General features: G+C 68.8%; 15 protein-coding genes. 8 read left to right on the top strand and 7 right to left on the bottom strand.

Annotated features, from left to right (window positions below):
- Nucleotides 1-215 precede the first annotated feature (215 nt).
- The 4 genes from Q5H91_RS10110 to Q5H91_RS10095 all read right to left on the bottom strand — a co-directional run bounded on the left by Q5H91_RS10110 (nucleotide 216) and on the right by Q5H91_RS10095 (nucleotide 6190).
- Entirely contained in the window at nucleotides 216-1616 is a 1401-nt protein-coding gene (locus Q5H91_RS10110) for an FAD-binding oxidoreductase (protein WP_305173274.1), read from the bottom strand.
- 4 nt (nucleotides 1617-1620) lie between these two features.
- Nucleotides 1621-3801: a TonB-dependent receptor gene (locus Q5H91_RS10105; protein ID WP_305173273.1), complete on the bottom strand. Its 2181-nt coding sequence runs from the start codon at nucleotides 3799-3801 to the stop codon at nucleotides 1621-1623.
- A gap of 119 nt (nucleotides 3802-3920) precedes the next feature.
- A complete protein-coding gene (locus tag Q5H91_RS10100; protein ID WP_305173272.1) occupies nucleotides 3921-4682 on the bottom strand; it encodes an SDR family NAD(P)-dependent oxidoreductase in 762 nt (253 codons plus the stop codon).
- Between the two features lie 14 nt (nucleotides 4683-4696).
- Nucleotides 4697-6190, bottom strand: a complete 1494-nt coding sequence (locus Q5H91_RS10095; RefSeq protein ID WP_305173271.1) for a carboxylesterase/lipase family protein — start codon at nucleotides 6188-6190, stop codon at nucleotides 4697-4699.
- A 619-nt stretch (nucleotides 6191-6809) separates the two neighbouring features.
- On the opposite strand from Q5H91_RS10095, the gene Q5H91_RS10090 reads away from it, so the two are divergent.
- Both Q5H91_RS10090 and Q5H91_RS10085 read left to right on the top strand, forming a co-directional pair.
- The gene (locus Q5H91_RS10090) at nucleotides 6810-7544 is read left to right on the top strand and encodes a PEPxxWA-CTERM sorting domain-containing protein (RefSeq protein WP_305173270.1); all 735 of its coding nucleotides are present in this window, start codon (nucleotides 6810-6812) and stop codon (nucleotides 7542-7544) included.
- 104 nt (nucleotides 7545-7648) lie between these two features.
- Entirely contained in the window at nucleotides 7649-8143 is a 495-nt protein-coding gene (locus Q5H91_RS10085; protein ID WP_305173269.1) for a DUF5872 domain-containing protein, read from the top strand.
- A gap of 4 nt (nucleotides 8144-8147) precedes the next feature.
- Here Q5H91_RS10085 and Q5H91_RS10080 read toward each other — a convergent pair whose 3' ends face one another.
- From Q5H91_RS10080 to Q5H91_RS10070, 3 genes are all read right to left on the bottom strand, one after another.
- Nucleotides 8148-10778 (bottom strand): M1 family metallopeptidase, encoded by a 2631-nt coding sequence (locus tag Q5H91_RS10080; RefSeq protein WP_305173268.1) that lies wholly within the window; start codon nucleotides 10776-10778, stop codon nucleotides 8148-8150.
- Between the two features lie 172 nt (nucleotides 10779-10950).
- Entirely contained in the window at nucleotides 10951-12045 is a 1095-nt protein-coding gene (locus Q5H91_RS10075; RefSeq protein ID WP_305173267.1) for an AI-2E family transporter, read from the bottom strand.
- 2 nt (nucleotides 12046-12047) lie between these two features.
- Nucleotides 12048-12569 carry a hypothetical protein gene (locus tag Q5H91_RS10070; RefSeq protein ID WP_305173266.1) on the bottom strand — a complete coding sequence of 174 codons (522 nt, stop codon included), beginning with the start codon at nucleotides 12567-12569 and terminating at the stop codon, nucleotides 12048-12050.
- Nucleotides 12570-12751: 182 nt separating this feature from the next.
- Here Q5H91_RS10070 and Q5H91_RS10065 point away from each other — a divergent pair, with 182 nt between their 5' ends.
- The 6 genes from Q5H91_RS10065 (at nucleotide 12752) to Q5H91_RS10040 (ending at nucleotide 22058) form a co-directional block, all read left to right on the top strand.
- A complete protein-coding gene (locus Q5H91_RS10065; RefSeq protein ID WP_305173265.1) occupies nucleotides 12752-16060 on the top strand; it encodes a trifunctional glycoside hydrolase family 18/polysaccharide deacetylase/glycosyltransferase family 2 protein in 3309 nt (1102 codons plus the stop codon).
- 123 nt (nucleotides 16061-16183) lie between these two features.
- Entirely contained in the window at nucleotides 16184-17464 is a 1281-nt protein-coding gene (locus Q5H91_RS10060; RefSeq protein WP_305173264.1) for an MFS transporter, read from the top strand.
- Nucleotides 17461-18591 carry a glycoside hydrolase family 88/105 protein gene (locus tag Q5H91_RS10055; RefSeq protein WP_305173263.1) on the top strand — a complete coding sequence of 377 codons (1131 nt, stop codon included), beginning with the start codon at nucleotides 17461-17463 and terminating at the stop codon, nucleotides 18589-18591. The genes Q5H91_RS10060 and Q5H91_RS10055 overlap by 4 nt, the downstream gene beginning before the upstream one ends.
- A 5-nt stretch (nucleotides 18592-18596) precedes the next feature.
- Entirely contained in the window at nucleotides 18597-19433 is an 837-nt protein-coding gene (kduI, locus tag Q5H91_RS10050; RefSeq protein WP_305173367.1) for a 5-dehydro-4-deoxy-D-glucuronate isomerase, read from the top strand.
- A 52-nt stretch (nucleotides 19434-19485) separates the two neighbouring features.
- Complete coding sequence (locus tag Q5H91_RS10045) at nucleotides 19486-21057, top strand: alpha-amylase family glycosyl hydrolase (protein ID WP_305173262.1); 1572 nt, start codon at nucleotides 19486-19488, stop codon at nucleotides 21055-21057.
- Nucleotides 21054-22058, top strand: a complete 1005-nt coding sequence (locus tag Q5H91_RS10040; protein WP_305173261.1) for a glycosyltransferase family 4 protein — start codon at nucleotides 21054-21056, stop codon at nucleotides 22056-22058. The genes Q5H91_RS10045 and Q5H91_RS10040 overlap by 4 nt, the downstream gene beginning before the upstream one ends.
- Nucleotides 22059-22075 lie beyond the last annotated feature (17 nt).

Raw genomic sequence — 22075 nt, 5'->3', positions numbered from 1 at the left:
TGGGCGGGGTGGGCGTGGGGCCAGACCGATCCAGGATCAGTCCCTTCCCGAAGGCGATTGGCGTGGAAGTTCTTGGCCAGTGCCCCTCTCGTCGTCATGCCGGGCTCGTCCCGGCATCCACCGCGCCGCGTGCGCTCACGCCGTTGTTTTTGCGGACCGGTGGATGCCGGGACGAGCCCGGCATGACGAAGCGCGGATTTCAGTAACCGAGCCTTTCAAAGCGCGAAGATTTTGCCTGGATTGAACAGGTCGCGCGGGTCGAGTGCGCGCTTCAGCACGCGCATCACGTCGACGGCGTCGCCCAGTTCCTCGACCAGCCAATCCTGCTTGCCCAGGCCGATGCCGTGCTCGCCGGTGCAGGTGCCGTCCATCGCCAGCGCGCGGGCGACCAGGCGGGCGTTGATCGCCTGTACCTCGGCCTGCTCCTCGGCCGAGTCGGGATCCATCGCGAAGATGACGTGGAAATTGCCGTCGCCGACATGGCCCAGGATCGTCGCGGGCAGGCTGGCGGCGGCCAGGTCGCGCTTCGTCTCGGTGATGCACTCCGGCAGGCGGCTGATCGGCACGCACACGTCGGTTGCCCAGCCGACCGCGCCGGGGCGGAGCGCGACGGCGGCGTAGTAGGCCTCGTGCCGCGCCTTCCACAGCTTGGCGCGTTCCTCGGGCAGGTTCGACCAGGCGAACTCCCCGCCGCCATTCTCGGCCGCCAGCATGCCGACGATCTCGACCTGCTCGGCGACGCTGCCGGGCGAGCCGTGGAATTCGAAGAACAAGGTCGTCACCTCGGGCAGCGCCAGTTTCGACCAGGCGTTGACCGCGCGGATCTGCATGTCGTCGAGGATCTCGACCCGGGCCAGCGGCACGCCCGACTGGATCGACTGGACCACGGTGGTGACCGCCCCCTCCAGCGTTTCGAACCCGCAGACCGCGGCCGAGATCGTCTCGGGGATGGGATGCAGGCGCAACGTCACTTCCGTGATGATGCCCAGCGTCCCCTCGCTGCCGACGTAGAGGCGGGTCAGGTCGTATCCGGCGGCCGACTTGCGGGCGCGGCGGGCCGTGGTGATGACCTTGCCGTCGGGCGTCACCACCTTCAGGCTCAGGACGGCCTCGCGCATCGTGCCGTAGCGGACGGCGTTGGTGCCGCTCGCGCGGGTGGAGGCCATGCCGCCGATCGTCGCGTTGGCACCGGGATCGATCGGGAAGAACAGGCCGGTGTCGCGCAGATGCTCGTTCAGCTGCTCGCGGCGGCAGCCCGCCTGGACGGTGCAGTCGAAATCCTCGGGGCTGACCGCGACGATCTGGTTCATCTCGCCCAGGTTGACGCTGACGCCGCCGCGGACCGGCACGGCATTGCCCTCGATCGAGGTGCCGGCACCGAACGGCACGATCGGCACGCCGGCGGCGACGCACAGCTTGACTAGGTCGACCACGTCCTCGGTCGAGCGGGCGAAGACAACGGCGTCGGGCAGGACGACGTCGAAATGCGCCTCGTTCGCGCCGTGCTGGTGCAGCATCGACGCCGACTGGTGCAGGTCGCGGCCGAACCGCTCGCGCAGTCGCTCGAGGAACGCCGGGTCGAGCGGCGTGCGGGGCGGGGGCAGGGCGCCGTGCATCGGATCAGAACCGGAAGCCGAGGCGCACGCCGACGCGGCGGCGGTCGCCGATGATGCCCAGGTCCGACGCGGGCAGGCCGGCGAGCGCCAACGTCGTCTTTTCAATATAGGCGTCGAAATAGTCCTTCTGGAACAGGTTGTTGGCGAACACCGCCAGCTCGACCGGGCCGCTGCGCCAGGTGATCGCGGCGTTGACCAGCGCATAGCCCTTCAGAAAGGTCGGCGTGGTCTGGTTGAGCGTCGCGGCCAGCCGCTTGCCCTTTGCGACGACGCCGCCGGTCAGGGTCAGCGTGTCGGTGCCGCCGAGCGGGATGGTATAGTCGGTATAGACGTTGCCGGTGAAATCGGGCTGGAAGGTCAGCCGGTCCGACGACAGGGTCCGGCCGGTCACCGCGGTATAGGGTGACGCGTCGGTGATCCGCGCGTGCATATAGGTGGCGCCGCCGTTGATCGACCAGTTGCTGGTTGGTCGGATCGTAGCCTCCAGCTCGGCGCCATAGCTCTCGACGTCGCCGGTGTTCAGGTCGACCGTCACCAGCCCGCCGCCGGCGGCCGGGGCGATCGAGTTCAGGCCGATATAGTTGGAATAGTCGTTGTAGAAGACATCGCCCGACAGGCTGAACGCGCGGTTGGGCGAGATGTACTTGGACCCGACCTCATAGGTCCAGGCCGAGTCGCCCTTGTACTGGCGGACCGGCGCGGTCGGGGCGTTGAAGCCGCCGCCACGATAACCGCGGGCGACCGAGGCATAGGTCATCAGCTGCGGGGTCCAGTGGCGGGTAATCGACAGGCGCGGCTCGACCTGGTTCGACTTCAGCTGGGCGGTGGTGAAGGTAGTCGGCAGCGTCACCGCGCCGGCGGTGATGCTGACACTGCCATCCGAGCTGCGCTTCTCGTGATCGTAGCGCAGGCCGAGCGCGACTTCCCACGCGGTCGTCGGCTTCCAGAACAGCGTGCCGAAGGCCGCATAGGTATCCGCCTTGTTCGCGCTGTTGGTCAGGCGGGTCAGGTTGGCGGGGATGATCCGCGTACGGTCGAACGCCGTCGCCTCCTCGCGACTGTAGAACAGGCCGAACAGCGAGCTGACCGTGCCGGTGATGTCCGAATCGAGCCGCGCCTCCACCGTCTTCGTGCGCAGCGTGTCGGTGCCGTTGGCGCGGGCGATGTCGGCGGGGCCGAAATCGGCGTCGGCGTTGGGCGACAGGCCGTCGCGCGCGTCATAGGAGCCGACCAGCGTGAACTTCGACCCGATCGCGTCGATCGGCGTCTCCAGCCGGGCATTCACGCCACGATAGCGATACTCGATCCGCGAGGGCACGTTGAACTGGACCGAGCGCGAATAGTCGGTCGGGCCGGTGACGCGGGCATAGGGCGTGTTGGCGCCCTTCACCCAGTCGTAATAGCCGTTGACGGTCAGCACCACGTCGCCGACCGGCGCGAAGCGGATCGTGCCGTTCAGCGAGTCGGTCTTGAACGGGCTGGCGTTGATGTTCAGCAGCGTGTTGCGCGCGAAGCCGTCCTGCTGGCGGTGTCCGGCGGCGATCCGGACCTGCAGCACGTCGCGGATGATCGGGCCGCTGACCGAGGCGGAGGCGAGCAGGCTGTCGTCCGGGCCGGCGAAGCTGAAATTGCCGCGCGCCTCGACTTCGTTGGACGGCTGGCGGGTGATGACGTTGATCGCGCCGCCCAGCGTGTTCTTGCCATAGAGGGTGCCCTGCGGCCCGCGCAGCACCTCGATCCGGTCGATGTCGAGCAGCGGGTTGTTCAGGTAGGACGTGTTGGGCTGGTAGATGCCGTTGATAAACAGGCCGACGCCCGGCTGCACCGACTGGACCAGGGTCACGCCGACGCCGCGGATCGAGACGAAGGCGCGGCCCGCGCCGTCGCTGGCGATGTTCAGGCCGGGGGTCAGCGCCGCCGCCTCGCGCACCGAGTTGATGCCACGTTCTGTCAACGTGTTGCCGCTGATCGCGGTGGCGGCGATCGGCACGTCGAGCAGCGTCTCCGCGCGCTTGCGGGCGGTGACGACGATATCCTGGTCGCCGGTCTGCGGCGCCGGTCCGACGGCTTGGTTCGGTGCGGCGGTATCGGTCGCATCGGGCGTATTCGCGACCTGCGCGTGCGCCATTACGGGCAGGGCGAGCACGAGTGCGGTGGAAGCGGCAAGCAGGGTGCGAAGGCGCATCGGTGATCCTCTCAACAGCCGGCGGGTCTTCGCCCACCTGTCAGAGAGGTTGTGCCTGCAACCGGACCTATCGGAAAGGTCGCGCGGCTATGCCAATCCGCTTGGAAACTTGGCCGAACCTACCAGCAGCTATAGCCGCCATCGGCCAGCACGATGCTGCCCGTCATCAGGCTGGCGGCGTCCGAGCTGAGGAAATGGACGATGGAGGCGACCTCTTCGGGCTCGCCCAGGCGCGCCTGCGGCGTGCCGTCGATCCAGCGGCGATACATCTCGCCCTCCTTGTCGGCAAAGGCGTTGAGCGGCGTCGCGATATAGGTCGGGGCGACCGCGTTGACCCGCACGCCGCGCGGCGCCCACTCGGCGGCGAGGCTCTTCGTCAGCTGGTGCACGGCGGCCTTGGACGCGTTGTAATAGCTCTGCGGCTGGGGGCGGTTGACGATGAAGCCCGACATCGAGCCGATGTTGACGATGCTGCCGCGCCCCGCCGCCAGCATGTGCCGGCCAAAGGCGCGCGCGCACCAGAAGGTGCCGTTCAGATTGACGTCGAGGACGTTCAGCCAATGCTCGTCGGCGACATCCTCCGCCGCGGTTTCGCTGCGGGCGATGCCGGCATTGTTGACGAGGATGTCGACGGTGCCGCTCGCATCGGCGACCCGCGTGACGGCGGCGGAGTCGGTGACGTCCAGCTCGACCCCGACGACGGTGTGCCCCTTCGCGCGCAGCGACTCGATCGCCGTGCCGATCGCGGCGGCGTCGCGGTCGGCGATGATGACGCGGGCGCCGGCTTCGGCGAGCGCGTCGGCACAGGCATGGCCGATGCCCTGCGCGCCGCCGGTGACGAAGGCGGTGCGCCCGTCGAGGCGCAGGCGGTCGAGATACATGATGGACGCTCCGGTCAGGGAAGGAAGGCGGCGGCCGGCATCACCGGCTCGTACACCGCGTCGCCCGCGGCGAGGTTGCGGACGATGCGGGTCTCGCGGTCGAACGGCGCCCAGGGCAACGAACCGTCGCGTGCGAAGCGGACCCAGAGCGCATGGATGCGGGTCGCCAGGTCCTGCGGCGGGGCGGTGCCGCACAACCCGTCCTCGCCGGTGCAGGTCGCCAGGCTGTCGAACACGAAGGGCAGCTCCATGCCATGCGATGCGCCCAGCCCGCCATCGTACCGCGGCGAACCCCATTCGAAGTCGTAGACATGGGTGCGACCACGATGTTCCTCGGCGAAGCGGCGCGCGGGCCAGCGGAATACGAGGTCCGACATCGCATCGGTAAGGGCATGACCCGGCTTCTTCCCGTTACCCATGCCATAGGCTTTCAGCACCGCCCAGGCGCGCGGCTGCGACTTGCGCAGCACGAACCAGGACAGCAGCCGGCCCAGTTTCTCGCGCACGCCGGTGGGGACGAGGTAGAGGTTCATCTCCTCGCGATTGCTGCCGATCAGCAGCTCGACATCGGCGCCTGCACCGGCGCGCAGCGCGGCGAGCGGCTCGACAGGCAGCACGTCGTCGCCGTGGACGGGAATGAAGCGGCTGATGCCGAACACCGGCTCGCGCCCATCGGCACCGCGCAGGTCGATCCGCGCGGTGGGCAGCGACACCTTCTCCAGCGCATCGAGCAGCCGCTCGCCGGGCGGCACACGCTCGAACCCGGCGCGGTCGGGCGTGACGCCGAGCATGTCGGCGAGTTTCTTCACCAGCCGCTGCGCGACGCCCACCTCGCGCGTCATCGCGCCGTGGCCGCTCTGTACGATCGCGCGCCGGAACAGTCCCTTGGTCAGCGGCGAGGCGATCAGGTCGGCGATCGCCATCGCGCCCGCGCTCTCGCCGAAGATGGTGACGTTAGCCGGATCGCCGCCGAATGCCGCGATGTTCTCGCGCACCCAGTGCAGCGCGGCGATCATGTCGCGCAGGCCCAGATTGGTCGGCACGCCCGGGATCGGCAGGAAGCCGTCGACACCCAGCCGATAGTTGATCGCGACATAGAGGATGCCGTCACGCGCGAAGGTTTGGCCGCTCTGCACCGCGGCGTCCTTGCTACCCAGCACGAAGCCGCCGCCGTGGATGAAGACCATGACAGGCAGCGCCTGGCGCGCGCCGGCCGGGCACCAGACATCCAGCGTCAGATAGTCGTCGCCCGCCGACCAGCCATGGCCGATCAGCGGCGTGGCATCCAGCCCGGGCACCGCGCGGGTCCGCTGCGGCGCGTTCGGGCCCGCGTGGTGCGCAGGACGGATGCCCGTCCAGGGCAGGACCGGCTGCGGCGGCGCGAAGCGGTGCTCGCCCACGGGTGGCGCGGCATAGGGGATGCCGCGAAACACGGTCAGGTCGCCTTCGTGCAGGCCCTGAACCGTGCCGGCAGCAATGGTGATTGTATCGGAAGACGGCATCGGCATGGACGCATGATGCCCGCTCTGTCCGCGCAAGCGGAACCGCAATGACTGTGCCCGACGGAACGATTGCGATGCGCGGCGAGCCGCCGTCGACGTCCAGATCGCCAAGTCCCTGAATCCAGTTTTGGCACGAAACGGCAGCGATCCGGGCCGTGGCAACGCCAGCGGCGAATTGGCCGCCAACCGCGCTCGATAGGCCAAAACAACGCCTTTTGCAGAAAAACATCAATTATTTCAGTGTTCTCCAACTCAAGGTCATGGAGTTTGCGAAAATCTTACACCCAAGTCGGACAGTTTCGTTGTGGGACGATCTCGTTTCATGAACCGGTGCATCCGGAATGGTAATCAACATTTTGGATTGTGATTATTCCGCATTTTCATCGAGATGAATGGTTAAATCTACTTTAACTATTAAGCTGTTCATGATGAGATACGGTGGTAAATCTGAACGGCTGTTCAGGTAATATTGACCGCCGTCCGACCCGGACATAATTCGATGACAAGCCGGACACGAGGACGATCCAGAGATCGAGTGGTGATCGGCCAATAGTGTTTTCATTTGCTCGGCAATCGATGAAGACATGGGGTCAACACGGGATTGTCGCTGAACTGGGGAAATGACATGAAGAAGATCGCTTTCGCCGTCGCCGCCATGACTGTCGCTGCGGCTGCACCTGCTTCGGCAGCGAACCTGAACCTGGTCACCAATGGCGGGTTCGAGTCGACCACGACGACCTCGTCGACCGGCAACTTCCAGATCGGCAACGCCGGCACCGTTGCGGGCTGGACGTCGACCGGTGGCTACAACCTGCTGTTCAACGCCGCCAACGCCACGACCGGCAATGCCGCGGGCACCTATGCCTACACCAACAAGGAAAAGATGTGGGCCGCCAATGCCAGCTCGCAGGGCGGCAACTTCCTGGCGCTCGACGGCGACTCGACGGCGCGCGGTGCGGTCCAGCAGGTCATCAACGGCCTGACGATCGGCCAGCAGTATCTGCTGACCTTCGAGTGGGGCGCGGGCCAGCTGCAGAGCCGTGATGGCGCGACGACCGAGCAGCTGCTGGTCGGCTTCGGCAACGACTCGTTCAGCACCACCATCCTGAACAATGTCAGCCACGGCTTCACCGGCTGGAACACCGTGTCGCGCACCTTCACCGCGACCAGCACCAGCCAGGTCCTGTCGTTCCTGTCGATCGGTACGCCGAACGGCCTGCCGCCGATCGCCACCCTCGACAACGTCGCGATGACCGCCGTGCCCGAGCCCGCCACCTGGGCGATGATGCTCGTCGGCTTCGCGATGGTCGGCGCGACCGCCCGTTATCGCCGTCGCAGCACGAACGTCGCCATCGCCTGATATCGCCACATCGGCAGGTGATTGCCGCTCCCTTTCAGCGAGGGGGCGGCTTTCGCTTGCGTAACGGATGGAACAGGACGACCCGCTATCCGGTTTCCGGACGCATGAGCAGCACGGCGACCCGCGACGATCCCGATCTCTGGGCCAGGGTGAAGGACGAGGTGACCGCCGGGGCGAAGGGCGGCGAGCCGGGCGAATGGTCCGCGCGCAAGGCGCAGCTCGCGGTGGCCGAGTACAAGAAGCGCGGCGGCGGCTACAAGGGGCGCAAGGATCCGCACAACTCCTTGCACGAATGGACCGAAGAGGACTGGGGGACGAAGTCGGGCGCACCCAGCGGCAAGACGCATGAGCGCTATCTGCCCAAGGCCGCGCGCGAGCATCTGTCCAACGAAGACTATGCGCGGACCACCGCCCGCAAGCGCGCCGACACCAGGAAGGGCAAGCAGCACTCCGCCCAGCCCGCCGACATCGCCGCTCAGACCCGCCCGTACCGCGACCACCGCACCCGCAAGGAGTTGTACGAGCAGGCCCGCCGCCGGGGTATCGCCGGCCGCTCGACCATGACCAAGGCGCAGCTGCTCGCGGCGCTTGGCGACTGAGACGCTACCCTACCCGGATCGCGGCGGTCACCTCGGCGGAGCGGGCGGCCTTCAGGTCGCCGCAGTGGCGGATGGTCTCGACCATCCGGTCGAAGGCGAGGACCGCGGCGTTCTGGGCGCGCACCTTGGGGCCGAGCACCGCCTCGACCCGGCGCGCGGTGGCCGCGTCGCACTGGCCGGCGAAGACGCGGGGCAGGCGGCCGGCCAGGAACACGCCGTTGGTGCCAGCGGCGATCCGATCATAGTTGGTCAGCACCCAGTTGCCCGCCAGCTCTGCGGTCCCGCCGGTCTGCGCCAGCGTCACGACCGCCTCGACCCGCTCGGTCGAGCGCATCCGGTCGTCGGTCAGTGCCAGCAACCAGCGGGCCACGTCGGGACGGCCGCTGCTCGCCACCGCGGAGAGCGCGGCGCTGCGGAACACCGAATCCTGACTGGTCACGGCGCGGTCGAACAGCGTCTTCGCCATCGCGACCCCCTGTTCCTCGACCAGCAGGCGCAGCGCCTGGCCGAGATACGCCTGATCCAGCGCCCGGACGTCGCCACCCAGATAGGCGCGCGCCGCCTTTACCAGCGTGGCGCGCACCGCCGGGTCCTGCGCCTCCTCCGCCACCAGCCCGACCAGTGCCTCGCGCAGGCTCTGCCGGTCGGGTGCGTCGTCGGCATGTGCGCCGTCGGCGGGATCGAAGCCGAGCGCAGTGAGACGCGGAGCATAGGTCCGCGCCATCAGCGCACGATATGCGGGCAGCGCATCCGCACCGATCATGCCCTCCGCGCGCAGCCCCGCGAGCCGCTGGCCATTGCCGACCGCGGCGACCGGATAGGCGTTTGCAGCCATCGTGCGCGCGGCGTCGACCAGCCAGCCGGCCTGTCCCTTGCCGGCGCGGAACTGCGCCCACAGGCTGTCGATCGTGGCGAGCGCATCGCCCGCCGGCAGCGTCCCGCCGGCGGCGATCAGCGCCTTCCAGTCGGCTGGTGCCAGGTCGAACCGGTAATAGCCGGTGCCGCCCGCATTGGGGACGATCGCGCCCGCGCCGGGGCTGGCGATCGTCGCGTTCGGTCCGTCGAGCAGCGTGCAACTGCGTGCGGTGCCGCCGACCGCGCCGACGCAGACCGGCACCGACCAGCGCTCGGCCTTCGGCGTGCTGCCGAGGAAGGCGTAGCGCGACTGGGTGAGCGTCAGCCGGTCACCGTTGCGGACGACGCTGACCACCGGCACGCCCTGCTGGTCGACGAAGCTCTTCAGTGCCGGAACGACGCGGGGATCCTTCGCGCCCTCCGCCAGGCTGGCGAAGAACTGCTCGGACGTCGCATTGCCATAGGCGTGGCGCTGCATGTGGAGGCGCACGCCCGAACGGAACTTCTCGTCGCCCAGCCAGGCGGCGATCATCGCCACGACCTGGCCGCCCTTGCCATAGGTGATGCCATCGAACGCGCTGTCGATCTCGGCATTGGTGGCGATCGGCTGGTGGATGGCGCGGCCGACCTCGAGCGAATCGATGTCCATCGCGTCAAAGCCCTCGGCCAGCGCACCGACGCCGATGTTCAGCTCGGGCCGCCACTCATTGCCGATGCGGAAGCCCATCCAGTTGGCGAAGCTCTCGTTCAGCCACAGATCGTCCCACCAGGCGGGGGTGACGAGGTCGCCGAACCACTGGTGCGACAGTTCGTGCGCGACGACCATGCCGAACGCCTGCCGCTGCGCGACGGTGGCGCCGCGATCGAGCAGCAGGATGTTGTCGGCATAGATGTCGGCGCCGGCATTCTCCATCGCACCCGGCATCACCGGCGAGGCGATCTGGTCGAGCTTGGGGAAGGGGAAGCCCTGACCGAAATAGGACTCGAGCAGCGACACGATCCGCGGCGTCTCGCGCGTCGCATAGGCCAGCCGGTCGCGCTGCCCGGCGGTGGCGACGGTGCCGAGCGGCAGCGGCGTCGTGCGTTGCGGGGTCGCCGGCACCGTGCCCTTGTCCTCGGCAAAGGGGCCGGTGACCATCGCGACCAGATAGGTCGGCAGCGGCTTGGTCACCTCGAACACATGGCGTTCCAGCTTCCCCGCCTTCGCCACGCCGGTCTCGCGGGCGTTGCTGATGGTCTTCAGGCCGGGACGGGTGGTGATGCTGATGGTGAAGGGGGTCTTGAAGCCGGGTTCGTCGAACGAGGGGAAGGCGGCGCGCGCGTCGATCGATTCGAACTGGGTCCAGCTGTACCAGGCGTCGCCCACCTTGACGCGGTAGAGCCCCGCCGGCCCGTCGGCGAAGGTGCCCGACCAGTCGAACGCCAGCGTCACCGCACCCGCTGGCACCGTCGCGGCGAAGTCGAGCCGGACGACGCCGGTCGGATCGACCTGCGTCCAGGTTGCGGCGATCGGCCGGCCACCGACCAGCGCGACCGCGCGCGTCACCTTCAGGTCGCGGCCGTGGAGGTAGAGCTTGCGCGTGGGCGCCTTCACGACGGTGTCGATCTCGTCATGGCCGGAGAAGCGCGGCTGGTTCGGATCGATCGTCATGTCGATGCGATAGCCGGTCGGCCGCGCCGCGTCGGACAGCTTGCCGAGCGGGGCGGCGGGGTCGGTCGTCTGGGCCAGTGCAGTGGTGGAAAGAAGCGAGAGGCAGGCGGCGGACAGGAAGGCGCGCATCGATGATCCTTGACGGTGTGGGGTTGAGTTGCCGCCAAATGTGTTGCGCAACAAGGGGGTAGCTGACCGATCCTCCCCTGCAAGGGGAGGGGGACCGCCGGCGCAGCCGGTGGTGGAGGGGTGTCCCCGGCCGCGAGGGGCGCGCCGACCAACTGGCGGCGACACCCCTCCGTCAGCCCTGCGGGCTGCCACCTCCCCTTGCAGGGGAGGAATGGTCGTGCCGCTGCTCGGTCAGGATCTGCCAGCCGGTGATGAACAGCGCCCCCGCCAGCGGACCGACGACGATGCCGCTCAGCCCGATCAGGTCGATGCCGCCGAGCGTGGTCACCAGCACCAGCCAGTCGGGGATGCCGGTGTCGCGCCCGACCAGGATCGGGCGCAGGATGTTGTCGGCCAGCCCGATCACCAGCACGCCTGACAGGATCACCACCACCGCCTGCCAGATCGCACCGGTGGCGAGCAGGTAGACGGCGACCGGCGCCCAGATGATCGCCGGACCGATCGCCGGCAGCAGCGCCGCGATCGCCATCAGCATGCCCCAGAGCAGCGCCGCGGGCAGCCCGACGATCCAGAAGGTGATCGCACCCAGCGCGCCCTGCACGATCGCGACGACGCCCGATCCCTTGATCGTGGCGCGCACCACGCTGACGAACTTGTCGGCCAGCCGCTGCGCCACGCCCGCATCCAGCGGCAGCGCGCGGACGACCGCCGGGCCGATCCGCTCGCCGTCGCGCAGCAGGAAATAGAGGACATAGAGCCCGACGCCGAACGCCAGCAGGAACGCCGCCGCATTGGCGCCGATCGAGAAGGCGCGCTGCGCCAGCGTCGACGCGCTGCTGCTCACGGCCTGCGTGATCTGCGCCTGCGCTCGCTCGAAACTGTCGAAGCCCGAACTGTCGAGCAGCTGCTGCAACCGGTTCGGCAGCGCGTCGTGGACCTGCTGGAAATAGGCGGCGAAGTTGATCTGGCCGGCGCGGATCTGCTGGTACACGCCCGCCGCCTGCTCGACGACCATGCTGGCGACGATCATCGCCGGCAGCACGACGGCGACGGTGATGATGAGGATGGTCACCGCCGCGGCCAGGTTGCGCCGCCCCGGCCAGTGCCGCAGCAGGCGCTGGAACAGCGGCTGGAACAGCAGCGCACCCAGCACCGCCCATAACAGAGCACCGATGAAGCTCGACACGACCAGCGTCAGCGCGACCGTGATGAGGACGAGGAAGAGGATCAGGCCGCCATTCTCGACCCGCTGTCTGTTCAATGCCACGTTCAGGCGCCCTGCTTCAGCGCGGGCCGCTCGGGGGCGGGCAGCAGCGCCTTCACGGTGGCGTAGCAGTCCTCGATATGCGCGTTGCCGGCCAGCTTCATCGCGCCGAAGCTGATCGACGCCGCCGCCGCCGACCCGATCAGCGGGACGTAGCGGGCGGCGGAGCCGGCGGCGAGCCGCACCCCCATCCGGCGCAGTACCGCGACCACCATCCGCTTGGTTACCGCGCGGCCGATAAAGGTGTTGCCCAGGCTGGACGCGAGGACCAGCACCTGCTGCGCGCGGCCGGGATCCATCTTGCGCACCTGCTCCTCGCGCAGGCCGAACCGCTCGCTGATCGCGGGCAGCAGGTTGGTCAGGATGCCGATGTCGGCGACCAGGTCGGCGCCGGGGATCGGCACGACCGCAGCGCCGGCGGACACCAGCGCGCGCTTGGTCACCATGCGGCGGCAGTCGTCGCGGATCGCCTCCAGCTCGGCGAGCGAGCCGATCGCCGTCGCGTCGTGATGCGGAGCCTTTGTCATGTCCGTTCCCCCAATCGTCGCCGATGCGACCGTGCCGGTGGGAACGTCGCAGCCGTCGCGACGATCCCTCGATCCGCCCTCGCGGTACATGACGAAGAGTTCATGTGTCGCACACCCCGTCGCAGGGCATTGCCGCCTAGGAGCGACGCATCCGGTATCGACAGCGCCGGACGGGAGTTGATGTGAGCAAGCCCATTTTCTTCGATCCGAGCGGCCGGCGCGGCGTTCGGGCCCGGCGCGCGGTGGCGGTCCTGATCGCGGCGATCGTCCTGGCGGCGATCGCCTTTGCCACGACGCTGGTGATGACGCCGCGCGCGATCGGCCTGCCGCTGCCCTTCGCACGGCGCCATGGCGAGCTGTTCGCGCCGCGCAGCAGCGCGGCCGCGCACCATCGCCGCTGGTTGCCGCTCCGGACGGCGGATGCGCCCAACACGCCGCTGACGATCGGCTTCTACGTGCCTGGCGACGATGCGGGCATCGCCTCGCTGCGCCAGCATGTCGGCACGCTCGACTGGCTGGTGCCCGCGACCTTCGACGTGCGGGGCAAGGACGGGCTGGTGATGACCCGCGACCCCCAGCTCGACCGGTTGCTCGCCGAGACGCCGCGCCCGCCCAGGCTGCTGCCGATGGTGCAGAACCTGAACAACGACAGCTGGGACGGCGCGACCATCGCGCAGCTGGTCGGCCATCGCGCCGCGCGCCGGCAGCTGATCGACCGGCTGGTGAAGGCGGTGCAGACGCAGCACGACGCCGGGCTGGTCATGGATTTCGAGAACCTGCCGGCCGACGCGATCGGCAATTACATATCCTTCCTCGCCCAGCTGCGTGCCGCGATGCCGAAGGGCACGACGCTGGCGGTGACGGCGCCCGCCGGCGATGCCGACTGGCCGCTCGCCCGGCTGGCGCGGGTCACCGACCGGGTTATCCTGATGGCCTATGACGAGCATTGGGAGAGCGGCGCTGCCGGCCCGGTCGCCTCGCAGCCCTGGTTCCTGCGCGTGGTCGAGGATGCGGTGCGGCAGGTCGGGCGCGACCGGCTGGTCGTGGCGCTGGGCAGCTATGCCTATGACTGGCACGAGGGCGGTGCCGATGCGCTGTCGATCGAGGATGCGTGGCTCGCCGCGCACGACAGCCAGGCGCCGATCCTGTTCGATCCCGCCAGCGGCAATGCCGGCTTCGCCTATCAGGATGGCGGTGTGCGGCATCAGATATGGATGCTCGACGCGGCGACGAGCTGGAACCAGCTGGTGGCGTTGCGCCGCCTTGGCCTCGACGATGTCGCGCTGTGGCGAATGGGCAGCGAGGATCCGGGCCTGTGGGCCGATCTCGCCGCGTTCCGCACGCCGGCGGGTATCCCGAAACTGGCGGTGCTGCGATCGCCGCTGAACGTCGATGTCGAGGGCAATGGCGAGATCCTGCGCATCACCGCCCAGCCCACCGAAGGGCGGCGGCAGGTCGGTTTCGACCGGCAGGGGATCATCCGGCGCGAAGACTATCATGCGCTGCCGACCCCCTATGTCGTCCAGCGCGCGGGCGCCCTGCCCAAGACGGTGGCGCTGACCTTCGACGACGGGCCCGATCCCGACTGGACGCCCCCGATGCTCGACATCCTCGAACAGGCGCATGTGCCCGCGACCTTCTTCGTGATCGGCGAGAATGCGCTGGAACATCCGCAGCTGCTGCGCCGCATGGTCGCCGACGGGGACGAGATCGGCAACCACACCTACACCCATCCCAACCTCGCCGACACCGGCGAGCATACGACGCGGCTGGAGTTGAACGCCACGCAGCGGCTGATCGAGGCCTATACCGGCCGCTCGACCACGCTGTTCCGCGCCCCCTATTTCGGCGATGCCGAGCCGACCACGGCCGACGAGATCGGGCCGGCGCTGCTGGCGCAGGACCAGGGCTACACCGTCGTCGGCCTGCACGTCGATCCCAACGACTGGCAGCGGCCCGGCACCGACGCGATCGTCAGCCAGGTGGTGTCGCAGGTCGAGGCGGCGACGCCGACCAGCTCGGGCAACGTCATCCTGCTCCACGACGGTGGCGGCGACCGGGCGCAGACGGTGGCGGCGCTGCCCCAGATCATCCGGGCGCTGCGCGCGCGCGGATATCGCTTCGTCACCGCGTCGGAACTGGTCGGCGTGTCGCCTGCGGTCGCGATGCCGCGCGTCACCGGGCGCGACCTGCTGGCGGTGCGGACCGACGTCGCGGTGTTCGTCGTGCTGGCGATCGTTGCCGGCGTCCTGGCCTGGCTATTCTATCTGGCGATCGCGCTCGGCATCGCGCGGGCGGTGCTGCTGGCGGGGCTCGCCTGGTGGCAGGCACGGTGGCAGCGGCCGACGCCGCCGGATCACGCGCCGACGGTCTCGGTCATCATCCCCGCCTATAACGAGGAGCGGGTGATCGCAGACTCGGTCGCACGGGTGCTCGCCAGCGACTATCCGGGGCTGGAGGTGATCGTCGCCGATGACGGGTCGCGGGACCGGACCAGCGCGATCGTCGCGGAGAGGTTCGCCGGCGACCCGCGCGTCACGCTGCTGACGCTGGTCAATGGCGGCAAGGCCGCGGCGCTCAATCGCGCGCTGTTGCAGGCGAGGGGCGAGATCGTCATCGCGCTCGACGCCGATACCCAGTTCGAGCCGACGACGATCGCGCGGCTTGCGCGCTGGTTCGCCGACCCGGCGCTGGGCGCGGTGGCGGGCGACGCGCGGGTCGGCAACCGCGTCAACCTCGTCACCCGCTGGCAGGCGGTCGAATACATCACCGCGCAGAACCTGGAGCGGCGCGCGCTGGCCGGGTTCGAGGCGATGACGGTGGTGCCCGGTGCGGTGGGTGCGTGGCGGCGCGCCGCGCTCGACGCGGTCGGCGGCTATCCGGAGGATACGCTGGCCGAGGACCAGGACCTGACCATCGCGATCCAGCGCGCCGGCTGGCGGGTGACCTATGATCCCGGCGCCGTCGCCTGGACCGAGGCGCCCGAGACGTTCCGCGCGCTCGCCAAGCAGCGCTACCGCTGGGCGTTCGGCACGCTGCAGTGCCTGTGGAAGCACCGCGGCATCCTGCGCTCCGGTCGTCCTGCGGGGCTCGCCCGGATCGGCCTGCCGCAGGCATGGCTGTTCCAGATCGCCTTTGCCGCGATCTCGCCGCTGATCGACTTGGCGCTGCTGCTGTCGATCATCGGCACCGGGGTGCGGATCGCGCAGCATGGCTGGGCACAGACCAGCGGCGATGTCGGGCGAATGGGGCTATACTGGCTGGCCTTCACCGCGATCGACGTGGCGTGCGGGTGGGTGGCGTACCGGCTCGACCGGCATCAGGCGCGCTACCCGGCGCATCTGCTGGTCGCGCAGCGACTGGTCTATCGCCAGATCATGTACTGGGTGGTGCTGCGCGCGATCGCCTCGGCTATCGGCGGCTGGATCGTCGGCTGGGGCAAGCTGGAGCGGACCGGCAGCGTCCAGACCGGCAGCGGCAGTGCGGCATGACGACGCGGTGATATGATAAGGACGCCGCGTATCGCATCCAATCCGGTTTTATGATTGACCGATCGCGGCCAACTTGTACGATAACTCCCGACTGCCGATCGAGCAGGATCGTGGAGGGCGTCGATGACGGAGAGGGTAGGGCGGTATCGCTGGGTGATCTGCGGCCTGCTCTTCGCCGCCACCGCGATCAACTATATCGACCGGCAGATGATCGGCGTGCTGAAGCCGGTGCTGCAGGCCGATCTGGGCTGGAGCGAGGCGCAGTATGCCGACATCGTGTTCTGGTTCCAGTGTGCCTATGCCATCGGGTTCTTGGGCATCGGCCGGCTGATCGACGCGATCGGTGCGCGCTGGGGCTATGCGATCGCCTTCACCTTCTGGACGATCGCGCACATGGCGCACGGGCTGGTGGCGACGGTCGGTCAGTTCGGACTGGTCCGCTTCGCACTGGGCATCGGTGAGTCCGGCAACTTTCCCGCCGGGCTGAAGGCGGTGGCCGAGTGGTTCCCGCAGCGCGAGCGGGCGCTGGCGGTCGGCATCTTCAACGCGGGCGCGAATGTCGGCGCGATCGTCACGCCGCTGCTGGTGCCGGCGATCGCGATCGGCTGGGGCTGGCGCGCGGCGTTCGTGGCGACCGGGCTGTTCAGCTTCGTCTGGCTGGCGGCGTGGCTGATCCTCTATCGCCGCCCGGAGGAGCATGGCTCGGTCACCGCCGGCGAGCTGGCGCTGATCCGCAGCGATCCGGTCCAGCCGGCCGGCTTCCTGCCCTGGCGGCGGCTGTTCGCGGTGCGCGAGACCTGGGCCTATGCGGTGCCGAAGTTCCTGACCGACCCGATCTGGTGGATGTTCCTGTTCTGGCTGCCCGACTTCCTGGGCAAGCGATACGGGCTCGACCTGAAGTCGTTCGGGCCGCCGCTGGTGGTGATTTATGTCATGTCCGATTTCGGTAGCGTCATCGGTGGCTGGGCGTCGTCGCGGCTGATCCGCCGCGGCTATAGCGCCAACGCCGCGCGCAAGCTGACGATGCTGGGCTGCGCGCTCGTCGTGCTGCCGATCGTGACGGTGCAGTACATCGATTCGCTGTGGATCGCGGTGCTGCTGATCGGACTGGCGACGGCGGGGCACCAGGCCTTTTCCGCCAACCTGCTGACGCTGCCGTCCGACCTGTTCCCGCGCACGGCGGTGGGATCGGTGGTCGGGATCGGCGGCACCTGCGGCGCGATCGGCGGCATGCTGATCGCCAAATTCGTCGGCTATGTGCTCGGCATCTCGAACAGCTATGCGCCGATCTTCGCGGTGGCGGGGGGTGCGTATCTGCTCGCGCTCGCCGCGATCCACCTCATCAGCCCGCGGCTGGCGCCCGTCGCCCGCGGCTTCGACCCCCTGCCGGAGACTGGACGATGAAGTTCCGCACCCTTGCCGCTGCGCTGCTGCTGGCGCCCGCGACCGTGACGGCGCAAACGCCCGCCGCGCCGATCGAGGCGGCGACGCGGCTGGCCGACTGGCAGGTAAAGCGCATCGCCGATTTCGACCATCTGCCCAAGGCGACCGGCGAGACGCGCAACCCACGCGCCTGGGAGCAGGCGGTGTTCTGGGTCGGCATGACCGCGCTCGCCGATGCCGGCGCACCGCCGCGGATCGGCGAGGCGATCCGCGCGATGGGCCGCGCCAACCAGTGGCGGCCGGGCGACAAGACCTATTTCGCTGACGATCTGGCGATCACCCAGAGCTATCTCTGGGCGGCGCAGCACGGCGCCGGCGCCGCCGCACGCGCGCCGACCAAGGCGCGCTTCGACGCGATCCTCGCCAAGCCGGCGGTCACCACGCTCGCCTTCGCCGTCCCGCCTGAGGGCTACGGGGCGACCGAGTGCCTGACCCGCTGGTGCTGGTGCGACGCGCTGTTCATGGCGCCGCCCGCGTTCGTCGAGCTGTCGCGCCAGACCGGCGACCCCCGCTACCGCGACTTCGCGATGCGCGAGTTCTGGGCGACGACCGACTTCCTCTTCGATCCGGTCGAGCATCTCTATTACCGCGACAGCCGCTTCTTCGAGCGCCGCGACGCCAAGGGGCGCAAGCAGTTCTGGAGCCGCGGCAATGGCTGGGTCTTTGCCGGCATGGCGCGCATCATCCCCTATCTGCCCAAGGGCAGTGCCGATCGTCGGCGGATGGAGGCGCTGTTCGTCGAGATGGCGGCCAAGCTGAAGACGTTGCAGAAGCCCGACGGCTATTGGGCGCCGTCGCTGCTCGCGCCCGAGGATTCGCCGCCGGAGTCGAGCGGCACCGGCTTCTTCACCTATGGCATGGCGTGGGGGATCAGGGCGGGGCTGCTGCCGCGCGCGAGGTACGAGGACAATGCGCGGCGCGGCTGGGCGGCGCTCCAGCGCGCGATCCAGCCCGACGGGCGGCTCGGCTGGGTGCAGCAGGTCAGCGACCGGCCCGAGAAGGTCGAGGCGCAGGACACGCAATTCTACGGGGTCGGCGCCTTCCTGCTCGCCGCCACCGCGATCGCCGATCTGGACCGGGGGCGTTGAGCACGATGTACGAGAAGACCTATTACGCCACCCATCCCGCGATGATGGAGGGAGCGAGCAACGAGGACCTGCGCGACCGTTATCTGGTGTCCCGCCTGTTCCGGCCCGGCGAGATCGTGCTGACCTACTCGCACGGCGAGCGGTTCGTCATCGGCGGCGCGGTGCCGGGAGCCGAGCCGCTGGCCCTGCCGCGCCAGACCGAGCCGGAGAGCGCCGCCGGCCACCCCTTCCTCGAACGGCGCGAGCTGGGCGTCGTCAATGTCGGGCAGGGCACCGGCAGCGTCACGGTCGACGGCGAGCGGATCGAGCTGGCCCCGTACGAGGCGCTCTACGTGCCGATGGGGTCGCAGGATGTCGACTTTGCGGGGCAGGGCGCGCGCTTCTACCTGCTCAGCGTGCCCGCCCATGCCGCCTTTCCGCTGCGCAAGGTGACGCTGGACGACGCCAATCCGATGGAGCGCGGCAGCCTGGAGACGTCGAACGACCGAACCATCTATCAGCTGATCCTGCCCCATGCCTGTCGCAGCGCGTCGCTCTGCCTGGGACTGACCCGGCTGAAGCCGGGCAGCGTCTGGAACACCATGCCGCCCCACATCCACGAGCGGCGCAGCGAGATATACCTCTATTTCGACCTGCCCGAGGATCAGCGCGTCTTCCACTATATGGGCCAGGCCGAGGAGCTGCGGCACATCGTGATGCGCAACGAGGAGGTGGTGATCTCTCCGCCCTGGTCGGTGCACATGGGCGCAGGGACCGCCAGCTACAGCTTCGTCTGGGCGATGGCGGGCGAGAACCTCGATTACAACGACATGGACGTGCTGGACGTCTGCCAGCTGCGCTGACGGTGGACCCGGCCCCGGTCGCCGCCTAGGAGGACGGCGAGGGAGCATCGCGATGTCCGACCCAGCGCACAGCCGTCCGTGGTGGGAACGGGGCGTCGTCTACCAGATCTATCCGCGCTCGTTCCAGGACAGCGACGGCGACGGAGTGGGTGACCTGGCCGGGATCGCGGCGCGGCTGGACCATGTCGCGGCGCTGGGTGTCGATGCCATCTGGCTGTCGCCGATCTTCCCCTCGCCGATGGCCGATTTCGGCTATGACGTCGCGGACTATTGCGGGATCGACCCGCTGTTCGGCGACCTGGCGGCGTTCGACCGGCTGCTGGCGGCGGTCCATGCCCGCGGGTTGAAGCTGCTGCTGGATTTCGTGCCCAACCACTCGTCCGACCGGCATTCGTGGTTCGTCGAGAGCCGTTCGTCGCGCAGCAATCCCAAACGCGACTGGTATATATGGCGCGATCCGGCATCGGACGGCGGGCCGCCTAACAACTGGATCAGCGACTTCGGCGGCTCCGCCTGGGAGTGGGATGACGCCACCGGGCAATATTACCTGCACGCCTTCCTCAAGGAGCAGCCCGACCTCAACTGGCGCAACCCCGACCTGAAGCAGGCGATGCTCGATGCCATGCGCTTCTGGTTCGATCGCGGTGTCGACGGCTTCCGCATCGACGTGCTGTGGCATATCGTGAAGGCGGAGGGGCTGCCCGACAATCCGCTCAACCCCGACTGGACACCCGCGCGCACCGAGCGGGACCGGGTGATCCAGCTGCACTCGACCGATCAGCCAGAGGCCCACGCGATCGCCGCCGAGATGCGCGCGATAGCCGACTGCTATGGCGCGCGCGTGCTGATCGGCGAGATCTTCCTGCCCAACGATCGCCACGCCCGCTGGTATGGCACGCCTGAGCGCCCGCAGGTCCATCTGCCGTTCAATTTTCAGCTGATCGAGAACGCTTGGGACGCCAGCGTGCTGCGCAGCATGATCGCAGCATATGAGGCGTCGCTGCCGCCGTTCGGCTGGCCGAACTGGGTGATCGGCAGCCACGACGCACCGCGCATCGCCGCGCGCATCGGCGAGGCCCAGGCGCGGGTCGCGGCGATGCTGATCCTGACGCTGCGTGGCACGCCCACGCTTTACCAGGGTGACGAGCTGGGGATCGGTCGGGTCGAGATCCCGCCCGACCGGGTCCGCGATCCGCAGCACCTTCGCCAGCCGCTGCTCGACATCGGCCGGGACCGCTCGCGCACGCCGATGCCGTGGGACGACAGCGACCATGGCGGGTTCAGCACGGTCGAGCCGTGGCTACCGCTCAACCCCGACTGGCGGACACGCAACGTCGCTGCCGAAGTCGCCGATCCGCGGTCGATGCTGGCGCTCTATCGCGCGCTGCTGGCGCTGCGGCGGGCGGAACCGGCGCTGGCGGTCGGGTCTTTCACCCTGCTCGACGCGCCTGCCGGCGTCCTTGCCTATCGGCGGGAGGAGGGCGGGCGCAGCCTTTCGATCCTCCTCAACCTGACGGACCATGACGTGACGATCGACTGGACGGGCACGCCGCTGCTCTCGACCCTGAGCGGGGAGCCGGAGCCGGGCATGCTGCGCGCGAACGAGGGCATCGTCTTCGCATGAAGGTCGCGATGCTCGCCCCGATCGCCTGGCGCACCCCGCCGTGGCAATATGGACCGTGGGAGCTGGTCACCAGCCTGCTGACCGAGGCGCTGGTCGCGCGCGGGGTCGACGTCACGCTGTTCGCGACCCTCGACAGCGTCACCGCCGCCACGCTCGACGGCGTGGTGCCGGCGCCCTATTCGGAAGACCCGTCGATCGACGCCAAGGTGTGGGAGATGCGCCACCTGTCGCATCTGTTTGCACAGGCGGACCGGTTTGACCTGATCCACAACCAGGCGGATTTCCCCGCCCACGCCTTCGCGCCGCTGGTCGACACGCCGATGGTGACGACGATCCACGGCTTCTCGTCTGACCGCATCCTGCCGATGTACCGGCCCTATCAGGACCGGGTCCACTATGTCGCGATCAGCGCGGCGGACCGGCATCCTGCGCTTCGCTATGCCGCGACGATTCACCACGGCATCCCGGTCGACGACTTCGCGTTCGATCCGGCCGGCAGCGACGACCTGCTCTTCTTCGGCCGCATCCACCCCGACAAGGGTGCGCGCGAGGCGATCGTGGCGGCCAGGGCGGCCGGCCGCGCGCTGGATATGTACGGCATCGTCCAGGATCAGGGCTATTACGAGCGCGAGGTAGTGCCGCATCTGGACGCCACCATCCGCTACCACGGCGCGGTCGGCGGTGAGGCGCGGGTCAGGGCACTGGGTGGGGCGCGGGCGCTCCTCCACCTGATCGGCTTCGACGAGCCGTTCGGCCTTTCGGTGGTCGAGGCGATGGCCTGCGGCACTCCGGTCATCGCCTTCGCGCGCGGATCGATGCCGGAGTTGATCGAGGACGGTGTCACCGGCTTCCTGGTCGATACGGTCGATCAGGCGGTGGCGGCGATCGCGCGGGTCGACGCGATCGACCGCGCCGCCTGTCGCCGCGCCGTGGCGGAACGGTTCAGCGTCGATCGGATGGCAGACGACTATATCGCCCTCTACCGCCGCATCCTAACCTAAATCACTGAAAAACAAGG

The organism is Sphingomonas aurea, from assembly GCF_030678875.1.
GTDB lineage: Bacteria > Pseudomonadota > Alphaproteobacteria > Sphingomonadales > Sphingomonadaceae > Sphingomonas > Sphingomonas aurea.
The sequence above is the reverse complement of the archived record's forward strand: the minus strand, read 5'-3'. Positions and strand labels throughout refer to the sequence as shown.